The sequence below is a fragment of the Pseudomonas sp. BJa5 genome (assembly GCF_030272875.2).
Taxonomy (GTDB): domain Bacteria; phylum Pseudomonadota; class Gammaproteobacteria; order Pseudomonadales; family Pseudomonadaceae; genus Aquipseudomonas.
Map to the genome: position 1 here is coordinate 22,555 of NZ_JALRNG020000043.1, position 21,644 is coordinate 44,198.

The following is a 21,644-nucleotide window of genomic DNA, read 5'->3' on the forward strand; positions in this document are numbered from 1 at the left end:
AGGAAACTACCATGTCGACCGTCACCATCCGCCCTGTCACCGCCGGCGACCACAGCGTCTGGCTGCCCCTGTGGCAAGCCTATCTACGTTTCTACGAGACCCGCATCGCCGACGAGGTGACCGCCGTGGCCTGGCAGCGCATGCTCGATCCCGGCGAGCCGACCAATGCCGCCCTGGCCTGGGTCGATGGCAAGGCGGTGGGCATGGTCCACTGGATCTACCACCGCTCCAACTGGTCCATTGAAAATTCCTGCTACCTGCAGGACCTCTATGTGGACAGCGAGCAACGCGGCCTGGGTGTCGGTCGCCAGCTGATCGAGCATGTCTACGCCACGGCGCGGGAGGCTGGCTGCGCCAAGGTGCACTGGCTGACCCATGAAACCAACGCCACCGCGATCAGCCTCTACGAGCAGGTCGCCGAACGGCCTGGCTTCATCCAGTTCCGCAAACCGCTTTGAGCCCGGGAGCCATCACATGAGTGCAACCTTGAACTGGCATCCGGCCAGACGCCCGCAACCGACCACCCTGACCGGGCGCTTCATCCGCCTGGAAAAACTCGACCCTCGGCGCGACCGTGAAGACCTCTGGGAGGTGTTCCAGGGCGTCGAGTCCGACCCGAAACTCTGGGACTACCTGGCCTATGGGCCTTTCACCGAACGCGAGGATTTCGACCACTGGCTCGACAGCAACGCGGCCAGTAGCGACCCGCTGTTCTACAGCGTCATCGACCTGGCCAGCGGCCAGGCCCAGGGCATTCTCAGCCTGATGTCCATCGTCCCCGACCAGGGTCGCATCGAGATCGGCCACATCGCCTTCGGCGCCGCCATGCAGCGCACGCCCAAGGGGAGCGAAGCGGTCTACCTGCTGGGCAAGCTGGCGTTCGAGTTGGGCAACCGGCGCCTGGAGTGGAAATGCAACGATGCCAATGCCCGCTCCAAGCGTGCCGCGCTGCGGTTCGGCTTCACCTTCGAGGGGGTGTTTCGCAAGCATATGGTGATCAAGGACCGGAATCGCGATACGGCCTGGTTCTCGATTACCGATGAGGAGTGGCCAGCCATTGCCGCAGGGTTCGACCGCTGGCTGTCAGCAGAGAATCAGCAGCCGCAGGGGCAAGTGCACACGCTCGAAGCCTGCCGGGCACGCTGAACGCATCCCTCTGTAGGAGCGGGCTTGCCCCGCGATTGCAGCGTACCTGTCACATCGCATCGCGGGGCAAGCCCGCTCCTACAGGGGGCGATTCAAAAAAAAGGGGAGCATACGCCCCCCGGAGGTTAACCGCTTGTAGATGAGGGCCTGAAAATCAGCCCTCGATCTCGATCAGGATTTCGCCCGGGTTGACCCGGTCGCCCTTGGCCACGTGGATGGCGGTGACCTTGCCGGCGATGGCCGCCTGCACTTCGGTCTCCATCTTCATCGCTTCGGTGATCAGCACCGGCTGGCCGGCCTTGACCTGGTCGCCTTCCTTGACCAGTACATCGACGATGTTGCCCGGCATGGTGGTGCTGATATGACCCGGCGCGCTGGCCTGCTTGCGCTTGCTGCCGCCACCGCCGACGAATTCGTTGAGCGGCTCGAACACCACTTCTTCCGGCATGCCGTCGATGGACAGGTAGAAGTGACGCTTGCCTTCGGTCTTGACGCCAACACCGGTGATGTCGACGCGGTAGGTCTCGCCGTGGACGTCGATGACGAACTCGGTCGGTACACCTTCGCCACCGGCCGAGGCCACCTTGCCGGCTTCAGGAATCGGCAGCAGTACTTCTGGGGTCAGGGTGCCCGCCTCGCGCTCTTCGAGGAACTTGCGCCCGATGTCCGGGAACATGGCGAAGGTCAGCACGTCTTCTTCCGACTTGGCCAGGTTGCCGATATCGGCACGCAGCTTGGCCATTTCCGGCTTCAGCAGGTCGGCCGGACGCACGTCGATGACTTCTTCGCTGCCGATGGCCTGGCGACGCAGTTGCTCGTCGACCACACCCGGGGCCTTGCCGTAGCCGCCTTGCAGGTACAGCTTCACCTCGTTGGTGATGGTCTTGTAGCGCTCGCCGGCGAGGACGTTGAAGAAGGCCTGGGTACCGACGATCTGCGAGGTCGGGGTCACCAGCGGCGGGAAGCCGAGGTCTTCACGCACACGCGGGATCTCGGCCAACACTTCGCTCATGCGATTGAGTGCACCCTGCTCCTTGAGCTGGTTGGCCAGGTTGGAAATCATCCCGCCCGGCACCTGGTTCACTTGCACACGGGTGTCGACGGAGGTGAATTCGCTTTCGAACTGGTGGTACTTCTTGCGCACGGCGTAGAAGTACAGGCCGATTTCCTGCAGCAGCTCCAGGTCCAGGCCGGTGTCGAACTCGCTGCCCTTGAGGGCGGCGACCATCGATTCGGTACCCGGATGGCTGGTGCCCCAGGCGAAGCTGGAGATGGCGGTATCGATGTGGTCGGCACCGTTCTCGATAGCCTTGAGCTGGCACATGGCAGCCAGGCCGGCGGTGTCGTGGGAGTGGACGAACACCGGCAGCGATTGCTCGGCCTTCAGTGCCTTGACCAGCTCACCGGTGGCGTACGGGGTCAGCAGGCCGGCCATGTCCTTGATCGCTACCGAGTCGCAACCCATGGCTTCCATCTGCTTGGCCTGGGTCACGAAAGCGTCGATGGTGTGCACGGGGCTTGTGGTGTAGGCGATGGTGCCCTGGGCGTGCTTGCCGGCGGCCTTCACTGCTTCGATGGCCACGCGCAGGTTACGCACGTCGTTCATGGCGTCGAAGATACGGAACACATCGATGCCGTTGACCGCCGCCTTGGCGACGAAGGCCTTGACCACGTCGTCGCTGTAGTGGCGGTAGCCGAGCAGGTTCTGGCCGCGCAGGAGCATCTGCAGGCGAGTGTTGGGCAGCGCTGCACGCAGTTTGCGCAGGCGCTCCCACGGGTCTTCCTTGAGGAAGCGTACGCAAGCGTCGAAGGTGGCGCCGCCCCAGACTTCCAGCGACCAGTAGCCGACCTTGTCGAGCTTGTCGCAGATCGGCAGCATGTCTTCGGTACGCATGCGGGTGGCCAGCAGGGACTGGTGGGCGTCGCGCAGGATTGTGTCGGTTACAAAGATTTTCTTGGACATTATCGGGTTCCTCACAGGCCTGCGTGGGCGGCGATGGCGGCAGCGATGGCCAGGGCCAGCTCTTCGGGTTTGCGCTTGATCGAGTAGTTGGTCAGTTCCGGGTGGCTTTCAACGAAGCTGGTGTTGAACTGACCGCTGCGGAATTCCGGATTGCGCAGGATTTCCTGGTAATAGGCGGCAGTGGTCTTGACCCCTTGCACGCGCATGTCGTCCAGGGCCCGCAGGCCGCGGTCCATGGCTTCTTCCCAGGTCAGCGCCCAGACCACCAGTTTCAGGCACATGGAGTCGTAGAACGGTGGAATGGTGTAGCCGGTGTAGATCGCCGTGTCGGTCCGCACGCCGGGGCCGCCGGGCGCGTAGTAACGGGTGATCTTGCCGAAGCTGGGCAGGAAGTTGTTCTTCGGGTCTTCCGCGTTGATACGGAACTGCAGGGCGAATCCACGGTGCTGGATGTCTTCCTGCTTGACCGACAGCGGCAGGCCCGAGGCAATGCGGATCTGCTCGCGAACGATGTCGATACCGGTGATTTCCTCGGTGATGGTGTGCTCCACCTGCACCCGGGTGTTCATTTCCATGAAGTACACCTCGCCATCGGCGAGCAGGAACTCCACGGTACCGGCGTTTTCGTAACCTACGGCCTTGGCTGCGCGCACCGACAGGTCGCCGATGTAGGCGCGCTGCTCGGGGGTCAGTTGCGGGCTCGGAGCGATTTCGATGAGCTTCTGGTTGCGGCGCTGGATCGAGCAGTCGCGCTCGAACAGGTGCACGACGTTGCCGAAGCTGTCACCGAGGATCTGGGCCTCGATGTGTTTCGGGTTTACGATGCATTTTTCCAGGAAGACTTCCGCCGAACCGAAGGCCTTGGTGGCTTCGGAGATCACCCGCGGGAAGGCCTGTTCCAGCTCCTCACGGCTGTTGCAACGACGAATGCCGCGACCGCCACCACCGGAGGTGGCCTTGAGCATCACCGGGTAACCGATGCGATCGCCTTCCTCGAGGGCTTCATGAATGTCGGCAACGTTGCCCTCGGTGCCCGGGGTCACCGGCACGCCGGCCTTGATCATGCTGCGACGGGCTTCGGTCTTGTCGCCCATGCGGCGGATCACCTCGGCCGCAGGACCGATGAACTTGATCCCGCGCTCGGCGCAGATATCCGCAAGTTCAGCGTTCTCCGACAGGAAGCCGTAACCGGGATGCAGGGCATCGCAACCGGTTTCCACCGCCAGGTTGACCAGCTTGCGCGGGTTCAGGTAGCCGGCCAGGGGCTCGGCACCGATGCTGTGGGCTTCGTCGGCACGCTTGACGTGCAAGGCATGGCGATCGGCGTCAGAGTAGATCGCCACGGAACGAATGCCCATCTCGGCGCAGGCACGCACGATTCGGACAGCAATTTCACCGCGGTTGGCGATCAGGATCTTTTTTATCACTGGAGTATTCCCAAGGCCGCTAGAACAAACGAGCCGGCACCGCCGGTCGGCGCGTGACCAATCGTCGCTGGCCAGTCGCATCTTTACCCTAGCGCCGTCTCTGGATAAACAAAAATCAATATTTATTAGGGTGTGCATTAGCAAAAGCTTATAGTGCTGTTACAAGGTTTTGCCGAGGCGGGAATAAAATGCGTAAGTCATTGATGCGTATGACATTGCGTCAACTTCAGATCTTCAACGAGGTCTGCGATTTGCGTTCCTACAGCCGGGCGGCCGAGGAAATGTCGCTGACGCAACCCGCCGTTAGTCTACAGATCCGCCAACTCGAAGAACTGGTGGGTCAGCCGCTGTTCGAGTACGTCGGCAAGAAGCTCTACCTGACCGAAGCCGCCGAAGCCCTGCAACGGGCCAGCCGGGACATCTTCGGCCGCCTCGAAAGCCTCGACATGCAGCTCTCCGACATGCAGGGCTCGCTGCAGGGCCATTTGAAGCTGGCGGTGGAATCCAGCGCCAAGTACTTCGTGCCGCACCTGTTCGCCGCCTTCAAACGCCTGCACCCCGAAGTCAACCTGACCCTGACGGTGGTCAACCGCGCCCAGGCGATCCGCCGGCTTTCCGACAACCGCGACGACCTGATCATCATGTCCATGGTACCCCAGGACATGGGCCTGGAGTTCCTGCCGTTCCTCAACAACCCGATTGTCGCGGTGGCGCCACCGGATCATCCGTTGTGCAAGCTGGAAAAACTGCGCCTGCAGGACCTGGAGCCCCATACCCTGCTGATTCGCGAGCAAGGCTCGGGCACTCGCAAGGCCTGCGAGGAGTACTTCAAGGACAAGCGCGTGCACTTCACCCAGACCCTGGAAGTGGCCTCCACCGATGCCCAGCGCGAGTGCGTGGTGGCCGGCCTGGGTATCGCCCTGCTGACCCGCCATGCACTGAACCTGGAGCTGGCCACCGGCGTGCTGCGCGAACTACCGGTGGAGGAATTGCCGCTGTACCGCAGTTGGTGCGTGGTGCAATCCAAGGCCAAGCGGCAGTCGCCGGTGGCCTTGGCTTTTCTTGCGTTCATCCGTAGCGAACGTACGCAAATCAGCGCACTTGTTGAGCGTTTTTCGGGGAACTTGCCGCCGATACCTGCCACACATTGATGGCCTGCAACTCGGGGTAATCGGCGATTTCCTGCAGCAGGCGACGCTGCTCGGAGTAGCTTTCGATCGCGCGGCGGAACTCCATGCGGCGCTGATCTTTCTCCTGCTGCTTGCGGGACTTGGCGCTGGGCTGATACGAGCCATCGAATTCACGAGCCATTGCATATCTCCCTGATCGAGTGCGGGAGTTTCAGCCTGACAAGGGGGCGTGACGGTTTGGCGGCGAGCCCATGACAAATCAATGAAAACCGCTGTGGGAGCGGGCTTGCCCGCGATTGCGATCTGTCAGCCACATCGCAATCGCGGGCAAGCCCGCTCCCACAGGCAGGTATCAGTCGTCCATCGCCTTCACGGACTTGGGCGACAGGCGCAGGCTGCGCAAGCTGCGCTTGACGCTCTTGAGGTGGTTGACCAGGCTCGGGCCGCGGGCCATGGCCACGCCCATGGCGAGCACATCGATCACCACCAGGTGGGCGATACGCGACGTCAGCGGGGTGTAGATCTCGGTGTCTTCGTGCACGTCGATGGCCAGGTTGACCGTCGACAGCTCGGCCAGCGGCGTCTGGCTCGGGCACAGGGTGATCAGCGTGGCGCCGCTTTCACGCACCAGGTTGGCGGTGATCAGCAGGTCCTTGGAACGCCCCGACTGGGAAATGCAGATGGCCACATCGCCAGGCTTGAGGGTGACCGCCGACATCGCCTGCATGTGCGGGTCGGAATAGGCCGCCGCGGTCAGCAGCAGGCGGAAGAACTTGTGCTGGGCATCGGCCGCCACCGCGCCTGAGGCGCCAAAGCCGTAGAACTCGACGCGCTGGGCCTGGGCCATGGCGCTCACCGCGCGCTGCAGGGCCTGGGGATCGAGATGCTCGCGCACCTCCATCAGGGTATGCAGGGTGGTGTCGAAGATCTTCAGGCTGTAGTCGGCAACCGAGTCGTCTTCATGAATGGCGAACTGGCCGAAGCTGGCACCGGCCGCCAGGCTCTGGGCCAGCTTGAGCTTGAGGTCCTGGAACCCGGAGCAACCGATCGCACGGCAAAAGCGCACGATGGTCGGCTCGCTGATACCAACGCTATGGGCAAGATCGGCCATGGAGCTGTGCATGACGGCTGCGGGATCCAGCAGCACGTGATCGGCAACCTTCAGTTCCGATTTGCGTAGCAGATGGCGCGACTGGGCGATGTGTTGCAACAGATTCAAGGGCAGGACTCGGTTATGATCGACTGACCGGGTTGTAGCTTTCTTGTAGTTATACTACATGACCGGCGACCCGCCCAGCTAAACGAACAGGAGAGTGGTGGTATTGACTATCCCTTGCGACATCATGGTATTCGGCGGCACCGGTGATCTGGCCCTGAACAAACTGCTTCCGGCGCTCTACCACCTGTATCGCGAGGGGCGCCTGCACAATGCCGTGCGCATCATTGCCCTGGCGCGGCGCAACCTGCCACGTGGTGAATTTCTCAAGCTCGTCGAACGCCGCTGCCGGGCCCAGATTGCCCGCAACGACTTCGACGAGGAGGTCTGGGCGCGTTTTTCCGCCCGCCTGGACTACTTCCCCATGGATGCCTCGCAGAGTGCCGACTTCGGCCGCCTGGCGCGTTTTCTCGGCGAACCCGGCGGCCTGACCCGGGTTTACTACCTGGCCACCGCCCCCAACCTGTTCGTGCCCATCGCCAACCACATGAAAATCGCCGGGCTGGCCGACAGCGAAGCACGCATTGTCCTCGAGAAGCCCATCGGCCACTCCCTGGAATCGGCCACCGCGATCAACCAGGCGATCAGCGAAGTGTTCGCCGAGCCGCAGGTGTTTCGCATCGACCATTACCTGGGCAAGGAAACCGTGCAGAACCTCATGGCCCTGCGCTTTGCCAATGCCCTGCTGGAACCGGTGTGGCGCAACAACCAGGTCGACCACGTGCAGATCAGCGTCTGCGAAACCCTGGGTGTGGAAAACCGTGGCGCCTACTACGACCGTGCCGGCGCGACCCGCGATATGCTGCAGAACCACCTGTTGCAACTGCTCTGCCTGGTGGCCATGGAGCCGCCGGCGCAGTTCGAAGCTGAAGCGGTGCGCGATGAAAAGGTCAAGATCCTCAAGGCCCTCAAGCCCATTCGCGGCCAGGACGTGCAGGACAAGACCGTGCGCGGCCAGTACAGCGCCGGGAAGATCGGCGGCCAGGAAGTGCCGGCCTACTACTTCGAGAAAGATGTCGACAACGACAGCGATACTGAGACCTTCGTCGCCGTAGAAGCGCATATCGACAACTGGCGCTGGGCCGGCGTGCCCTTCTACCTGCGCACCGGCAAACGCCTGGCCAAGCGCTCCTCGCAGATCGTCATCCAGTTCAAGCCGGTACCCCACCGCCTGTTCGACGGCGACCAGGCCAACCAACTGCTGATCCAGCTACAACCGGATGAGCGCATCAGCCTGCAGATGATGACCAAGACCCCGGGCAAGGGCATGCGCCTGGAGCCGGTGGAACTGAACCTCAACCTGGCCCAGGTGTTCGGCCAGACCCGCCGCTGGGACGCCTACGAGCGCTTGCTGCTGGATGTGCTGGAAGGTGACTCGACGCTGTTCATGCGCCGTGACGAGGTCGAGGCGGCCTGGGCCTGGGTCGACCCGATCCTCACCGGCTGGCAGGAGCATTTCCAGGCCCCGCGGCCCTACCACGCCGGCTCCAACGGGCCGGACCAGGCCCACAGCCTGCTCGCGCACCAGGGGCGCGCCTGGCACCTCTAGATGCTGTAGTCGGCGCACAGCAGGCCCACCAGCTCTGTAGCCGGTACCGGCCGGCTGATCAGGTAGCCCTGCACCTCGTTGCAGCCCTGCTCGCGCAGGAATTGCAGTTGTTCGAGGGTTTCGACACCCTCGGCAACCACCTTCAGGTTCAGGCTCTTGGCCATGACGATGATTGCCCGGGTGATGGCGGCATCTTCACTGCCCACGGCCAGGCCACGGATGAAGGCCTGGTCGATCTTCACATAGTCCACCGGGAAGCGCTTGAGGTAGCTCAGCGATGAATAGCCGGTGCCGAAGTCATCGATGGCCAGCTTCACTCCAAGGTCATGCAACTGGCGGAAGGTGGAAATGATGTGCTCGACGCTGTCGAGCAACTGGCTTTCGGTCAGTTCCAGCTCCAGCAAATGCGGGGCCAGGCCGCTTTCATCGAGGACCTGGCGCACCAGGCTGACCAGCTTGCCCTGGCGTAGCTGATACACCGACAGGTTGACCGAGACACGAATCGGCTCCAGGCCCTGGCGCTGCCACTCACAGGCCTGCCAGCAGGCCTGGCGCAACACGAACTCGCCCATGGGCGCGATCAGCCCGGTTTCTTCGGCCAGGCCGATGAAATCCCCCGGCGGCACCATGCCCCACTGAGGATGCTGCCAGCGCACCAGCGCCTCGGCTGCGTGCAGGCGCCCGGTGGCCAGGCACAGTTTGGGCTGGTAGTAGACCTGCAACTGACGCTCTTCGATGGCCTTGCGCAGCTGGTTCTCCAGTTGCAGGCGTTGCAGGGTACTGGCCTGCAGGCTCTCGGTATAGAACTGGAAGTTGTCGCCACCCAGGTGCTTGGCGTGCTGCATGGCCATGTTGGCCTGGCCGACCAGCGCCGTGACGTCACGGCTGCTATCGGACAACAGGCTGATGCCCACCGAGGCGCTGATCACCAGCTCGTGGCCATCGACGCGCAACGGCACCCGCAGCTTGTCGAGCAAGCGGGTGGTCACCCGTACCAGGCTCGACAGGTTGGTATAGCCATCGAACAGCACCGAGAATTCATCACCAGACAGGCGCGCCACCGTGTCCGCTTCAGGCATGGCGTTGCCGATGCGCTGGGCCATGCGCTTGAGCAACTGGTCGGCCATTTCATGGCCCAGGCTGTCGTTGAGCAGCTTGAAGCGGTCCAGATCGATATGCAGCAGTGCCAGGCCCCGGCCACTCAGGCGTACGCGCTGGCTGGCCTCGTGCAGGCGCAGGCGGAACAGCGCCCGGTTGGCGAGCCCGGTCAGCTCGTCGTAATGAGCCAGGTAGCGCAGGCGCTCTTCTGATTTGCGCCGGGCCGACAGGTCGGTGAAAAAGCCGACAATGCTGCTGATAGTGCCGTGCGCGTCGCGTACGCCGTTGAGCTGCAGCCATTGGGGGTACAACTCGCCGCTCTTGCGCGCCTCGACCAGTTCGCCTTCCCAACTGCCGTGCTGCTCCAGCGCCTGCTCGATCGCCTGGTAATGGCGCCAGGCATCGCGACTGCACGGCAACTCCAGCAACCTGCCGCCGAGCAACTCTTCACGCACATAGCCGGTAACCCGGCAGAACGCCTGGTTGACCGCCAGCAGGTTGAAGTCCGGGTCGAGAATGACGATGCCTTCGCGGGCGGCTTCGAACACCGTGGCCGCCAGCCGCTGTTGTTCCTCCTGGGCCTTGCGCGCGCTGATATCGCGGCGCGTGCCGAGCATGCGCAGCACGCGCCCGCTGGCATCGTGCTCGATCGCCCGGCCACGGTCCTCGATCCAGCACCAGTGGCCCTGGCCGTGGCGAATGCGGTACTCGATGCGATAGTCCTCGGTGCGCCCCTTCAGGTGTTCGACCAGGGTCCGTTTGAGCAGCGGCAAGTCCTGCGGGTGCAGGCGCGGCTTGAGGTGCACTTCCATTTCCTGGACCAGCCCGGGGTCCAGGCCGAACAGTTCATGCAGCTGGGTATGGTGGATTTCGTCGGTCTCCAGGTTCCAGTCCCACAGCCCCAGTTCGCTCGCCTCAAGGGCCTGGGCCAGGCGTTGCTCGCTCTTGCGCAGAGCCCGGTTGGCCCGGTCCAGTTCCTCGCTGCGCTGGGCAACCCGCGATTCCAGGCCTGCCTGGGCCTCGCGCAATTGTTCCTCGATCAGCCGCCGCTGCTGCACTTCGCCGGCCAGCGCCTGGTTGAGCCGCTCGCTACGCGCCTGGGCCGATTGCAGGTGGTCGATCAGCGCCTGGTTCTGGAATCGCCTGAGCAACCCGCCTTCGATCAGCCGATTGACCTGCCAGGCCACCACCAGCAAGGCGCCCAGCACAATCAGGCCGAGCCAGCCCCAGCCTTGTGGGCGTGGGTCACCCTGCCAGAACAGGAAAGCGATGGGCGGCAGCAGGCAGGGCAAGGTAAAGCTGAGAAAGGCCGGCAGGCTGACGGCGTAGGCGATACTGGCGGACAGGGTCGCTGCCCCCAGCAAGCCGAACACCCAGGCCTGCTGCACGAAGTTGTCCACAGGGACCAGGGCAATCGCCGCACTGGCCAGGGTCAGGCCGCTGAACGCCGAACCGAACAGGAACATGCGCCGCCAGATCGGCTGGGCCTGGCGTTCGGGCATGGCGGAATCGAAGGCGGCGACCTGAATGACCCGCAATGCCACCAGAGCGGTCAACCAGACCACCCAGACGCTGACCAGCAGGTAACGTGCAGGGCTCCAGAGCAGCCAGGCACAGACCAGGCCGTTGAGCAGCATCAACAAGGTGGGTAGCAACGAGCCTTGGTAAAGCAAGCGGGTGCGCTCTACCGCCAGTTGCGTGGCGAACTGTTTGCGGATACTTCCACGAGACTGCAGAGGCACGCCGACGGCGTCGCAAGCGGATGTCATAGGCAATGTTCTTGTAATGGTTAGCCCTAAACGTGCACGGAGCATACACAAGCGAAGGCTTGGGCCAAACTGCTCTGGATCATTAATTCATCGGCGTAATTTTCCGACGACAAGCGCTCAAGCGCACAGGCGCTGGGCTGCAGCCGATGACCGGCCGGTCGTCAGGGGCAAGTTTTTCTACTGTATATTTGCCCAAGGGTTGTCTGCGCCCCTAAAATGGCCGGATGCGCGATGATCTCTCTCTCCTGTTGAACTCCCTCAACGATGCCCAACGTCAGGCGGTAGCCGCCTCCGTGGGTCGTCAGTTGGTCCTGGCCGGTGCCGGCTCCGGCAAGACCCGTGTGCTGGTGCACCGCATCGCCTGGTTGATCCAGGTCGAGCAGGCCTCGCCGCACTCGATCCTGTCGGTGACCTTCACCAACAAGGCCGCCGCCGAGATGCGCCAGCGTATCGAACAGCTGATGGGCATCAACCCGGCCGGCATGTGGGTGGGCACCTTCCACGGCCTGGCGCACCGCCTGCTGCGCGCGCACTGGCAGGAAGCCGGGCTGAACCAGAACTTCCAGATCCTCGACAGCGACGACCAGCAGCGCCTGGTCAAGCGGGTGATCCGCGAGCTGGGGCTGGATGAACAACGCTGGCCGGCACGCCAGGCCCAGTGGTTCATCAACGGCCAGAAAGACGAGGGCCTGCGCCCACAACACATCCAGGCCAGCGGCGACCTGTACCTGGGCACCATGCGCAGCATCTATGAGGCCTACGAGGCAGCCTGCCAGCGGGCCGGCGTCATCGACTTCTCCGAGCTGCTGCTGCGCGCCCTGGACCTGTGGCGCGACCATCCCGGCCTGCTGGAGCATTACCAGCGCCGCTTCCGCCACCTGCTGGTGGACGAGTTCCAGGACACCAACGCCGTGCAGTACGCCTGGTTGCGCCTGCTGGCCAAGGGTGGCGACAGCCTGATGGTGGTGGGCGACGACGACCAGTCCATCTACGGCTGGCGCGGTGCCAAGATCGAGAACATCCACCAGTACAGCGCCGACTTCCCCGACGCCGAACTGATCCGCCTGGAGCAGAACTACCGCTCCACCGCCGGCATCCTCAAGGCCGCCAACGCCCTGATCGCCAACAACAGCGGACGCCTGGGCAAGGAACTGTGGACCGACGGTGGCGACGGCGAGCCCTTGAGCCTGTACGCCGCGTTCAACGAACACGATGAAGCGCGCTATGTGGTCGAGACCATCGAAAGCGTGCTCAAGACCGGCCTTGCCCGCAGCGACATCGCCATCCTCTACCGTTCCAACGCCCAGTCGCGGGTGCTTGAAGAAGCCCTGCTGCGCGAGCGCATCCCCTACCGTATCTACGGTGGCCAGCGCTTCTTCGAACGGGCCGAGATCAAGAACGCCATGGCCTACCTGCGCCTGCTCGAAGGCCGCGGCAACGACGCGGCCCTGGAGCGGGTGATCAACGTGCCGCCACGGGGCATCGGCGAGAAAACCGTCGAGGCGATTCGCGACCACGCCCGCCACGCCCAGGTGTCGATGTGGGAATCGATGAGCCTGCTGATCGCCAACAAGGCCCTCAAGGGCCGTGCCGCCGGCGCCCTGGCCGCGTTCATCGAGCTGATCGAGAACCTCGCCGCCAAGGTCCTGGACATGCCGTTGCACCTGATGACCCAGACGGTCATCGAGCAATCCGGGCTGATCATCTATCACCAGGAAGAAAAAGGTGAAAAGGGCCAGGCACGGGTAGAAAACCTCGAGGAACTGGTCAGCGCCGCGCGCAACTTCGAAAGCAGCGAAGACGACGCCGACCTGTCGCCATTGTCGGCGTTCCTCGGCCATGCCTCGCTGGAGGCCGGCGATGCCCAGGCCGACGAGCATGAAGACAGCATCCAGCTGATGACCCTGCACAGTGCCAAGGGCCTGGAATTCCCCTATGTGTTCCTGGTCGGCATGGAAGAAGGCCTGTTCCCGCACAAGATGAGCCTGGAAGAGCCCGGCCGCCTGGAAGAGGAACGCCGCCTGGCCTACGTCGGTATCACCCGGGCCATGCAGCAACTGGTGATGACCTACGCCGAAACCCGTCGGCTTTACGGCAGCGAAACCTACAACAAGGTTTCCCGCTTCGTACGCGAGATTCCGGCGGGGCTGATCCAGGAAGTGCGCCTGTCCAACAGCGTCAGCCGTCCGTTCGGTGCCGCGCAGAAGACCAGCGCCAGCAGCCTGTTCGCCAACGCCAACATTCCGCAAACCGCCTTCAACCTGGGCCAGCGCGTGCAGCATGCGGTGTTCGGCGAGGGTGTGATCCTCAATTTCGAAGGCTCCGGCGCCCAGGCACGGGTGCAGGTCAATTTCGCCGAAGGCAGCAAGTGGCTGATGCTCGGCTACGCCAAGCTGGAAGCCTTGTAGGAGCGGGCTTGCCCCGCGATCGCGTGCGGTCAGACGCATCCCATCGCGGGGCAAGCCCGCTCCTACAAGCAAAAGCTGGAAACATTATGGCGCTGGTCATGTGTCCTACAACCTGTGCACCATGACGCGCGTGCAATCCACAAAACGGGAATACCCTTCTATGCAACGTTTTCTCAGCATCGCCCTGGCGTTGTGCATCGGCCTGACGATGAGTCTCGACGCCAACGCCAAGCGCCTCGGCGGCGGCAAGAGCTCGGGCGCCGCGCCTATCCACCAGACCCGCCAGGCAGCTCCGACCACTCCGGCCGCCGCGCCAACCGCTCCAGGTCGCGCACCTGCCGCCGCCAGCGGCGCATCGAAATGGCTCGGCCCACTGGCCGGTATCGCCGCCGGTGGCCTGCTGGCCTCCATGTTCATGGGTGACGGTTTCGAAGGCATGCAGATCTTCGACATCCTGATCATGGCGCTGATCGCCTTCCTGGTCTTCCGCTTCATTGCCGCTCGTCGCCGCCAGCAGCAGCCACAAGTGGCCGCCGCCGGTCATGCGCCTTTCCAGCGTGAAGTGCACCAGCAGCCTGCCCAGCCGTCGGTCTTCGGTGGTTCGGCCGCCCCTGCCGCCGCCCGTCCGGTGATCAACGCACCGGCCTGGTTCAACGAGCAGAACTTCCTGGCTGCCGCCCGTAACCACTTCCAGACGCTGCAGCAGCACTGGGACGCCAACGAAATGGACAAGATCGCCGAGTTCGTGACCCCGCAAATGCTGCAGTTCCTCAAGCAGGAGCGCGCTGCGCTGGGTGATGGCTTCCAGTCCACCTACATCGACGACCTGAATGTGCAACTTGAAGGCGTCGACGACCGCGCCGACAAGACCATCGCCACCCTGACCTTCAGCGGTGTGTCGAAGACCTCGCGCTTCGACCAGGGCGAAGTGTTCAGCGAAAGCTGGAACATGGAACGCGTGCAGGGCGAAAACCAGCCATGGCTGGTTGCCGGTATCCGCCAGAACGGCTGATCCTGCGGCATTGCACAAAAAAACCCCGGGCTTGTCCCGGGGTTTTGCTTTTAGCGCAGCGGGCTACTAGGGTATAACGCGCAGCCGTCGTAAAGGTTAGAGGATAGAACCGTGGAAGAAGTCATCGAGCAACTCCGAGAAGCCAACGAACCGGTACCGGTGCCGCTTGAGCTACCAGACGAAGACCAGCTGGTCGAAATCGAAGAAGAGTTGTTCATCAACATTCCATTCGTCTTCAAGGAATTCCTGCTGACGGTCAGCGACGTGGTGTACGGCAGCCTGGAGCCGGTTACCGTCACCGACCCGCAATCGCACACCTACCTGCCGGACGTGGCGGCCAACGCCTGGGATGCCGGGGTGCCCCGTGACCTGATCCCGATCTGCCAGGACGGTGACGATTACTACTGCGTGGAAGAAGACGGCACCGTGGTGCTGTGGTCCGGCGAAGAAGAGATCGTCACCGAGGATAGCTGGGAGTCGGTCTGGCACTGGGCGCGGGATGTCTGGCTGGAAAGCTGAATGAGAAATATCCTCACAAAGTAATGGCTCTTCGCTATTAATGTTCGTAGAATCGCCTCGCATTCCTGTGCGTGGCGATTCGCTACCGCTCCATCCCCTCGGACATTCGATTCGTCCCGCGCAGGAAGCCCCTTCCCGTGCTCATCACCTCAGTGATGATGCTCCTGATGGTTCTCCAAGGTTTCCAGCAAGGCGATCTGCATGCGCGTGTGCACGCGGATGAACCAGCGCCAGAGCAATGCCACCACGCCCGCCGCCACCACCACGATCAGTACCAGCAACTCGCTGGTGGGCAGGATGCTGGCCGACAGCGCCGACAGCAGCAGGAAGATCACCAGCAGGGACAGCAGCGGAATGACTTCGGCAATCACCCGCCGTACGCGCTGGGTATGACGCCCGGCCATTTCCGGCTTGACCCCAAGCTCGGCCAGGAGCATCGACAGCGCTTTGAGCTTGCGATAGGCGGCGATCAGGAACGGTAGCGACAACAGCAATGCTGCACCCCAGATCAGCGCCTTCTGCTGGCCGACATCGCTGATCCATTCGCCCAGGTAGCTACCGATACGCTCGGCGAAATAGCCGCCGCTGAAGAAAATCGCCACCACCAGCGCCAGGTTCACCCCCACCTGCAGCAGGATGCGCCGCACCATGGACGCCACCAGGGCGCCCTCGCCTTGCGGCTGGATGCTGCGCAGCCACTCACCATACAGCGACAGCACCCGCGCCAGGCGCCGCGGTACGACCTTGGCGAGCTTGAGCGACAGCGGGTCGGCGCCGCGGATCAAGTAGGGGGTGAGCAGCGTGGTAATGGCCGAGACCGCCACGGCAACCGGGTAGAGGAAGTCGCTGGTGACCTGCAAGGTCATCCCCAAGGCGGCGATGATGAACGAGAACTCGCCGATCTGTGACAGCCCCATGCCCACCCGCAGCGACGTGCGGCCGTCGTTGCCGGCGATAAAGGCCCCCATGCCGCACGACAGCATCTTGCCCAGTACCACCGCCACGGTAATCACCACGATCGGCCAGGCATAATCGAGCAGCACCTGCGGATCGATCATCATGCCGATGGCAACGAAGAAAATGGCACTGAACAGGTCACGAACCGGCTCGACCAGGCGCTCGATTTTCAACAACTGCCGCGACTCGGCCATGATCGCGCCGATCAGGAAGGCACCCAGCACCATGCTGTACTCCAGCTTGACCACCAGCAGGCAGAAGCCGAAACACAACCCCAGCACGGTAATCAGCAGCATTTCGTTGCTTTCGAAGCGCGCCACGTAGGCCAGCAAGCGCGGCACCAGCAGGATGCCGATCACCAGCGCGACGATCATGAACAGCGACAGCTTGCCGACCGTGGAAAACACCTCGCCGGAGCTGACCGAGCCGCTCACTGCGATTCCCGACAGCAGGGCGATGATGCCGATGCCGAGGATGTCCTCGACGATCAGTACGCCGAAAATCAGTTGGGCGAAGCGTTCGTTCTTCATCTTCAGGTCGTTGAGCGCCTTGACGATGATGGTGGTCGAGGAAATGGCCAGGATCGCGCCGAGGAATAGCGAGTCCATGGTGCTCCAGCCAAACCAGCGGCCGATCTCGAAGCCGATCCAGATCATCAGCACGATTTCCAGGAACGCCGCGATAAAGGCGGTGGCGCCCACCTTGAACAACTTGCGCAGGCTGAACTCGAGGCCCAGGCAGAACATCAGGAAAATCACCCCGAGCTCAGCCAGGGTCTTGATCGTGTCTTCGTCGTGGATCAGGCCGAAGGGGGGCGTGTGCGGGCCGATGATGAAACCGGCGACGATATAGCCCAGCACCACTGGCTGCTTGAAACGGTGAAACAGGATAGTGACCACACCGGCGACCAGCATGATCACTGCCAAGTCCTGGATAAAGCTGATGGCATGCATGGCGTGGTACTCCTTACCTCATGACAAAGGACAAGCCGCTACTCAGCCAGGAATTAACCGATTGAGTCGCGGGCACATAGTGTTTTTAATGTAGGAAACCCACCTTGCATGGGCCTCCTCAGGTTAACACCGCGACCTGTCGCGAAAAGCAGATGCAATAAGTGGAAACAGATCGACCGAATCAACGCCGCAAATGGCAAAAACAGCGTGACGGCAAGGCCGCTGTCAGCGTCCCGTCTCTAGATGGGAATCGTATTGGGGGAAAGAAGCGTGAATACCAATCGCCACCCCGTCTCAGCGCAACCTAACCGTGAGCACACTATGGAACCTGGAAACGCCCAGCTGTCGATGACCGTCCTGATGACCCCGGACATGGCCAACTTTTCTGGCAATGTGCACGGCGGCACCCTGCTCAAGTACCTGGATGAAGTCGCCTATGCCTGCGCCAGCCGCTACGCCGGACGCTACGTGGTCACCCTGTCGGTGGACCAGGTGGTCTTTCGCGAACCGGTACACGTCGGTGAACTGGTGACCTTCCTGGCCTCGGTCAACTACACCGGCAACACCTCGATGGAGGTGGGCATCAAGGTCGTCACCGAAAACATTCGCGAGCGCTCGGTGCGCCACAGCAACAGCTGCTTCTTCACCATGGTCGCCGTCGATGACGACCGCAAGCCGGTGGCCGTGCCGCCACGCCAGCCGGAAACCAGCGAAGAAAAACGCCGCTACCTGCAAGGCAAGCAGCGCCGGCAGATTCGCCAGGAACTGGAAAAGCGCTACCAGGAGCTCAAGGGCGACGCGCTTTAACTGGCAAGACGCTTGGCCTCGAAGCGCACCCGCGGGTGCACGATGCGGTCCTGGGCCCGCACCAGCTCAAGTTCATAGCTGGCGCAGGCCTGGGTTTCCAGCAGCACCTCATGCACGGCGGCGGCGGTGAATTCGAACGCCGCCAGCCAGTCGTCGCCCAGCAGTACCCGGGCCAGGAACAGCCCCGAGGTCAGGTCGCCGACACCCACCGGGTGACGCGGGAACGCCAGCAGCGGCCTGCGCACATGCCAGCTGCCTTCGGCAGTCACCAGCAGCATCTCGAAATCGTCCGGCCCACGCCCCGGGTACGCCAGGTGCTTGACCAAAATGGCTTTCGGCCCTCGCGCCAGCAGGCTGCGCGCCATGGCCACGCAGTCGTCCAGCGACTGCGGCTGGCGATCGCAGAAGCTGTTGAGCTCCAGCTGGTTCGGGCACAGCACATCGGCGGCCGACAGGGCTTCTTCGAGCAAGAACACGCTGACCTCGGTCGGCACGATGCAGCCTTTCTCCGGATGGCCCATGACCGGGTCGCACAGGTACAAGGCCTTGGGGTTGGCCGCCTTGATGCGCGCCACGCCACTGAGGATCGCCCGCCCCTGTTCGGCACTGCCCAGGTAACCGGACAGTACCGCATCGCAGTTGCCCAGCTCACCGATCGTCGCAATACCGTCCACCAGCGCCGGGATTTGCGCTGGCGCAAGCACTTCCCCCGTCCACTGGCCATACTGAGTGTGATTGGAGAACTGCACCGTGTTGAGCGGCCAGACGTTCACCCCGACCCGCTGCATAGGGAACACCGCTGCCGCATTACCGGCGTGACCGAAAACCACATGGGACTGGATGGCGAGCAAATGCGGCGTACGTTTCATTCAGGACTTCCAGGCAAGAAAATGAAAAACACGGCGCGCAGTATGGCGCTAAATGCTACCTGTACGACAGACCGCAGAGGCAGTTAAGCTGGACGTACTTCGTTGGAGCCAATGTAATGCTGACCCTGGGTAATCTCTTCGTGCTGATGTTGCTGGCCTCTGCCGGCGCCTGGCTATGGCACAACCACGGATTGCGTGAGAAAGCCCTGGAGCGGGTCAAGCAGCACTGTGCAAAACTCGATCTGGAACTGCTCGACGGCAATGTGGCGCTCAAGCGCATCGGCTTTGTCCGTGACGCCCAGGGCCGCAAGCGTCTGGCCCGTGTGTATAACTTCGAGTTCACCGTCACCGGCGAACAACGCCACCCGGGCACCGTTACCCAGTTCGGCGCCCACAGCATGCACATCGAACTGGCGCCCTACCCCTTCGAGATCAAACCCGCCCCGCACGCTGACAACGTTATCGAAATGAAGCAGTGGCGCCAGGACCACAACCGCTGGCGCAACTAGAGACGGCAGGCCAGCATGGCCTGTTGCAGCGCCTGGCTATCCTGGGCTGTGGAAAAGATCAATTCGATACGCGAGTCGCGTCGCCATTCGCTGGGCTGCCAATGCAACTCGCCTTGCTCGGCCAATGCATTGAGCGACTGCCAGCCTCGGGGGCTGTGGATAACCAGTTTCGCCCGGCGCCAGCTGAAATCAGCCAAAAACTTTTCCACACGCAGGTGATCGATCAGCTGCCGTGGATGCCAGCGCCAGCCGATGCTCCAGCCGTCGTCGCTGTCCTGGACACTGCATATCGGCTCCTGCTGATTTATCCACAGGGCGGCCATGGGCTCGGGTTTGCTCGGCGAAACCAGCTTATCCACAACCCCTTCCGCGGTCGTTTCAGGCATCCGAACCGGCAGTGCCGACAAGGCCAACCGACCTTGTTCGGTCCAGCACAGCGGCTGATCCGGCAACTGGGAAGTTATCCACAACCGCCGTTGATCATCCACAGCCGCTGATTTGTTCAACACCAGCAGCCCTGCACTGGCCAGGGTTTCCTGCTGCGCTGCGGGCAAGGGGATGCCGGCGTCCAGTTGAGCGGCGTCCAGCACCATCACAGCCGGTTGCACGGCCAGCACGCCTCGCCAGGGTGCCTGCTGCAGCTGCTTGAGCAGTTGCAACGGATGTCCCAGGCCCGAGGGTTCGATGAACAACCGCTGCGGCCTGACCTTGCGCAACAGACGACCCAGCCCGACCTGGAACGGCGCGCCATTGACGCAGCACACGCAGCCACCCGCCACTTCCGCCATGCCGACGCCCTGGTCGTCAGTGCTCAGCAGCGCAGCATCCAGGCCAATCTGGCCGAACTCGTTGATCAACACCGCCCAGCGCTCGTCGGGCGGGCGCTGGCCCAGCAAGTGGCGGATCAGGCTGGTCTTGCCGGCCCCCAGCGGGCCGGCAATGACATGAGTAGGAATGTTCTGCAGCATGTGGCGGTAATCACCCGGAGTTTGCGCCACTATGCCTTGATTGCAGGCCACCCCGTCAAGGTCAGGCAGCGTCCTCCTCGTACCAGGGGCCAAACGGGTCCGGCAACTGGCGCCAACGTTCAACACCTTGCGCCATTTCCGCATCGCTCAGCAGGCAAGCCTCAAGCTGTGCCTCAAGGCGGGCAAAGTCGATGTCCTGGCCGATGAATACCAACTCCTGGCGGCAATCACCGCACTCGTTCGTCCAGTTCTTGAGAATGGCAGCGGTGCTCTGTTCGTCCTGCGGCCAGTGCTCGCGTGGAACAAAGCGCCACCAACGCCCGGCAAAGCCATAGCGCATCATGCCCCCGGCCTGGGACCAGCTACCGGCGTCCTGGTGCTTGTTGGCCAGCCAGAAGAAACCCTTGGAGCGCAGCAACCGACCATTGCTCCAGGGACCGTTGATAAAGTCGAAGAAGCGCTGCGGGTGCAGCGGTCGACGCGCCTGCCAGGTGCTGGCGGCGATGCCGTATTCCTCGGTTTCCGGCACATGCTCGCCGCGCATCTCCTGCAACCAGCCGGGCGCCTGCGCGGCGCGCTCGAAGTCGAACAGGCCAGTGTCGAGGATCGAGGCCAACGGTACCTGGCCCATGCTCATCGGGATGATCCGCGCCTGGGCATTGAGTCGGCGCAAGATGGCACAGAGTTCTTCCCGTTCATGACTGCTGATCAGGTCGATCTTGCTGAGCAGGATCACATCGGCGAACTCCACCTGCTCGATCAGCAGGTCGGTGATCGAGCGCTGGTCTTCCTCACCCAGGGTCTCGCCACGGCTGGCCAGGCTGTCGGCGGCCTGGTAGTCACGCAGGAAGTTAAGACCATCGACCACCGTCACCATGGTGTCCAGGCGCGCCTGGTCAGCCAGGCTGCGACCCTGGTCATCACGAAAGGTAAAGGTCTCGGCCACCGGAAGCGGCTCGGAAATGCCAGTGGACTCGATCAGCAGATAGTCGAAGCGTCCCTCCCGGGCCAGCCGGCCCACTTCTTCCAGAAGGTCTTCGCGCAGGGTGCAGCAGATGCAACCGTTGCTCATCTCCACCAGCTTTTCTTCGGCGCGGTTGAGGCTGACATTGCGCTGCACCTCACTGGCATCGATGTTGATTTCACTCATGTCGTTGACGATCACCGCGACGCGCAGGTTCTCGCGGTTACGCAGCACATGGTTCAGCAAGGTACTTTTGCCGGCACCGAGGAAGCCGGAAAGCACGGTGACGGGAAGGCGGGCGGGCATGGTCAGGTCCTCATATGGGCAAGCGCATTCGAACGATGCATTGCGCAATGTTATATTATAACAATACAATTTTG

Annotated in this window: 18 protein-coding genes; 9 read left to right on the plus strand and 9 right to left on the minus strand. The window is 62.7% G+C overall.

The genetic code is table 11. From position 1 onward, the window contains the following. Positions 1-11 precede the first annotated feature (11 nt). Both M2D63_RS21650 and M2D63_RS21655 read left to right on the plus strand, forming a co-directional pair. Positions 12-458 (plus strand): GNAT family N-acetyltransferase, encoded by a 447-nt coding sequence (locus M2D63_RS21650; RefSeq protein ID WP_285865073.1) that lies wholly within the window; start codon positions 12-14, stop codon positions 456-458. 16 nt (positions 459-474) lie between these two features. After that, complete coding sequence (locus tag M2D63_RS21655) at positions 475-1,146, plus strand: GNAT family N-acetyltransferase (RefSeq protein ID WP_285865074.1); 672 nt, start codon at positions 475-477, stop codon at positions 1,144-1,146. A 154-nt stretch (positions 1,147-1,300) separates the two neighbouring features. Here the strand turns inward: M2D63_RS21655 and oadA are convergent, their stop codons facing one another. Beyond that, positions 1,301-3,109, minus strand: coding sequence for a sodium-extruding oxaloacetate decarboxylase subunit alpha (gene oadA / locus M2D63_RS21660; protein ID WP_285865075.1), 1,809 nt, complete (start codon positions 3,107-3,109; stop codon positions 1,301-1,303). A gap of 11 nt (positions 3,110-3,120) precedes the next feature. Continuing rightward, the gene (locus M2D63_RS21665) at positions 3,121-4,536 is read right to left on the minus strand and encodes an acetyl-CoA carboxylase biotin carboxylase subunit (protein WP_045186243.1); all 1,416 of its coding nucleotides are present in this window, start codon (positions 4,534-4,536) and stop codon (positions 3,121-3,123) included. A 188-nt stretch (positions 4,537-4,724) separates the two neighbouring features. On the opposite strand from M2D63_RS21665, the gene M2D63_RS21670 reads away from it, so the two are divergent. Next, positions 4,725-5,687: a LysR family transcriptional regulator gene (locus M2D63_RS21670; protein ID WP_285865076.1), complete on the plus strand. Its 963-nt coding sequence runs from the start codon at positions 4,725-4,727 to the stop codon at positions 5,685-5,687. Here M2D63_RS21670 and M2D63_RS21675 read toward each other — a convergent pair. Both M2D63_RS21675 and hexR read right to left on the minus strand, forming a co-directional pair. Next, entirely contained in the window at positions 5,629-5,847 is a 219-nt protein-coding gene (locus tag M2D63_RS21675) for a PA3496 family putative envelope integrity protein (RefSeq protein ID WP_285865078.1), read from the minus strand. The two genes, M2D63_RS21670 and M2D63_RS21675, sit on opposite strands and share 59 nt — an antisense overlap. 171 nt (positions 5,848-6,018) lie before the next feature. Next, positions 6,019-6,885 (minus strand): transcriptional regulator HexR, encoded by an 867-nt coding sequence (hexR, locus tag M2D63_RS21680; RefSeq protein ID WP_045186245.1) that lies wholly within the window; start codon positions 6,883-6,885, stop codon positions 6,019-6,021. 103 nt (positions 6,886-6,988) lie between these two features. Here hexR and zwf point away from each other — a divergent pair, with 103 nt between their 5' ends. Beyond that, entirely contained in the window at positions 6,989-8,431 is a 1,443-nt protein-coding gene (gene zwf, locus M2D63_RS21685; RefSeq protein ID WP_285865079.1) for a glucose-6-phosphate dehydrogenase, read from the plus strand. Here zwf and M2D63_RS21690 read toward each other — a convergent pair. Further along, a complete protein-coding gene (locus M2D63_RS21690) occupies positions 8,428-11,298 on the minus strand; it encodes an EAL domain-containing protein (protein ID WP_285865080.1) in 2,871 nt (956 codons plus the stop codon). The genes zwf and M2D63_RS21690 overlap by 4 nt on opposite strands. A gap of 224 nt (positions 11,299-11,522) precedes the next feature. Between M2D63_RS21690 and uvrD the strand changes: the two genes are divergently transcribed. The 3 genes from uvrD (at position 11,523) to M2D63_RS21705 (ending at position 15,237) form a co-directional block, all read left to right on the plus strand. Then, positions 11,523-13,706: a DNA helicase II gene (gene uvrD, locus M2D63_RS21695; RefSeq protein ID WP_285865081.1), complete on the plus strand. Its 2,184-nt coding sequence runs from the start codon at positions 11,523-11,525 to the stop codon at positions 13,704-13,706. A gap of 160 nt (positions 13,707-13,866) precedes the next feature. Then, entirely contained in the window at positions 13,867-14,718 is an 852-nt protein-coding gene (locus M2D63_RS21700) for a Tim44 domain-containing protein (protein ID WP_285865082.1), read from the plus strand. Positions 14,719-14,829: 111 nt separating this feature from the next. Continuing rightward, positions 14,830-15,237 (plus strand): SMI1/KNR4 family protein, encoded by a 408-nt coding sequence (locus M2D63_RS21705; protein ID WP_010222784.1) that lies wholly within the window; start codon positions 14,830-14,832, stop codon positions 15,235-15,237. 149 nt (positions 15,238-15,386) lie between these two features. Here the strand turns inward: M2D63_RS21705 and M2D63_RS21710 are convergent, their stop codons facing one another. Beyond that, on the minus strand, positions 15,387-17,147 hold the full coding sequence (locus M2D63_RS21710) for a cation:proton antiporter (RefSeq protein ID WP_285865083.1): 1,761 nt from the start codon (positions 17,145-17,147) through the stop codon (positions 15,387-15,389). A gap of 321 nt (positions 17,148-17,468) precedes the next feature. On the opposite strand from M2D63_RS21710, the gene M2D63_RS21715 reads away from it, so the two are divergent. Further along, complete coding sequence (locus M2D63_RS21715) at positions 17,469-17,954, plus strand: acyl-CoA thioesterase (protein WP_285865084.1); 486 nt, start codon at positions 17,469-17,471, stop codon at positions 17,952-17,954. Here M2D63_RS21715 and pdxY read toward each other — a convergent pair. Continuing rightward, complete coding sequence (gene pdxY, locus M2D63_RS21720; RefSeq protein WP_285865085.1) at positions 17,951-18,823, minus strand: pyridoxal kinase PdxY; 873 nt, start codon at positions 18,821-18,823, stop codon at positions 17,951-17,953. The genes M2D63_RS21715 and pdxY overlap by 4 nt on opposite strands. A 116-nt stretch (positions 18,824-18,939) precedes the next feature. On the opposite strand from pdxY, the gene M2D63_RS21725 reads away from it, so the two are divergent. Then, positions 18,940-19,332: a DUF3301 domain-containing protein gene (locus M2D63_RS21725; protein ID WP_285865086.1), complete on the plus strand. Its 393-nt coding sequence runs from the start codon at positions 18,940-18,942 to the stop codon at positions 19,330-19,332. Here M2D63_RS21725 and M2D63_RS21730 read toward each other — a convergent pair. Both M2D63_RS21730 and zigA read right to left on the minus strand, forming a co-directional pair. After that, positions 19,329-20,300, minus strand: coding sequence for a CobW-like GTP-binding protein (locus M2D63_RS21730; RefSeq protein WP_285865087.1), 972 nt, complete (start codon positions 20,298-20,300; stop codon positions 19,329-19,331). The genes M2D63_RS21725 and M2D63_RS21730 overlap by 4 nt on opposite strands. A gap of 61 nt (positions 20,301-20,361) precedes the next feature. Continuing rightward, a complete protein-coding gene (gene zigA / locus M2D63_RS21735) occupies positions 20,362-21,570 on the minus strand; it encodes a zinc metallochaperone GTPase ZigA (RefSeq protein WP_285865088.1) in 1,209 nt (402 codons plus the stop codon). Positions 21,571-21,644: the final 74 nt, after the last annotated feature.

Bases quoted from the DNA above. Each gene is read 5' to 3' on its own strand.
- M2D63_RS21650 (WP_285865073.1), top strand. From the start codon at position 12: ATGTCGACCGTCACCATCCGCCCTGTCACCGCCGGCGACCACAGCGTC.
- M2D63_RS21655 (WP_285865074.1), top strand. From the start codon at position 475: ATGAGTGCAACCTTGAACTGGCATCCGGCCAGACGCCCGCAACCGACC.
- oadA (WP_285865075.1), bottom strand. From the start codon at position 3,109: ATGTCCAAGAAAATCTTTGTAACCGACACAATCCTGCGCGACGCCCAC.
- M2D63_RS21670 (WP_285865076.1), top strand. From the start codon at position 4,725: ATGCGTAAGTCATTGATGCGTATGACATTGCGTCAACTTCAGATCTTC.
- M2D63_RS21675 (WP_285865078.1), bottom strand. From the start codon at position 5,847: ATGGCTCGTGAATTCGATGGCTCGTATCAGCCCAGCGCCAAGTCCCGC.
- M2D63_RS21690 (WP_285865080.1), bottom strand. From the start codon at position 11,298: ATGACATCCGCTTGCGACGCCGTCGGCGTGCCTCTGCAGTCTCGTGGA.
- uvrD (WP_285865081.1), top strand. From the start codon at position 11,523: ATGCGCGATGATCTCTCTCTCCTGTTGAACTCCCTCAACGATGCCCAA.
- M2D63_RS21700 (WP_285865082.1), top strand. From the start codon at position 13,867: ATGCAACGTTTTCTCAGCATCGCCCTGGCGTTGTGCATCGGCCTGACG.
- M2D63_RS21710 (WP_285865083.1), bottom strand. From the start codon at position 17,147: ATGCATGCCATCAGCTTTATCCAGGACTTGGCAGTGATCATGCTGGTC.
- M2D63_RS21715 (WP_285865084.1), top strand. From the start codon at position 17,469: ATGGAACCTGGAAACGCCCAGCTGTCGATGACCGTCCTGATGACCCCG.
- pdxY (WP_285865085.1), bottom strand. From the start codon at position 18,823: ATGAAACGTACGCCGCATTTGCTCGCCATCCAGTCCCATGTGGTTTTC.
- M2D63_RS21725 (WP_285865086.1), top strand. From the start codon at position 18,940: ATGCTGACCCTGGGTAATCTCTTCGTGCTGATGTTGCTGGCCTCTGCC.
- M2D63_RS21730 (WP_285865087.1), bottom strand. From the start codon at position 20,300: ATGCTGCAGAACATTCCTACTCATGTCATTGCCGGCCCGCTGGGGGCC.
- zigA (WP_285865088.1), bottom strand. From the start codon at position 21,570: ATGCCCGCCCGCCTTCCCGTCACCGTGCTTTCCGGCTTCCTCGGTGCC.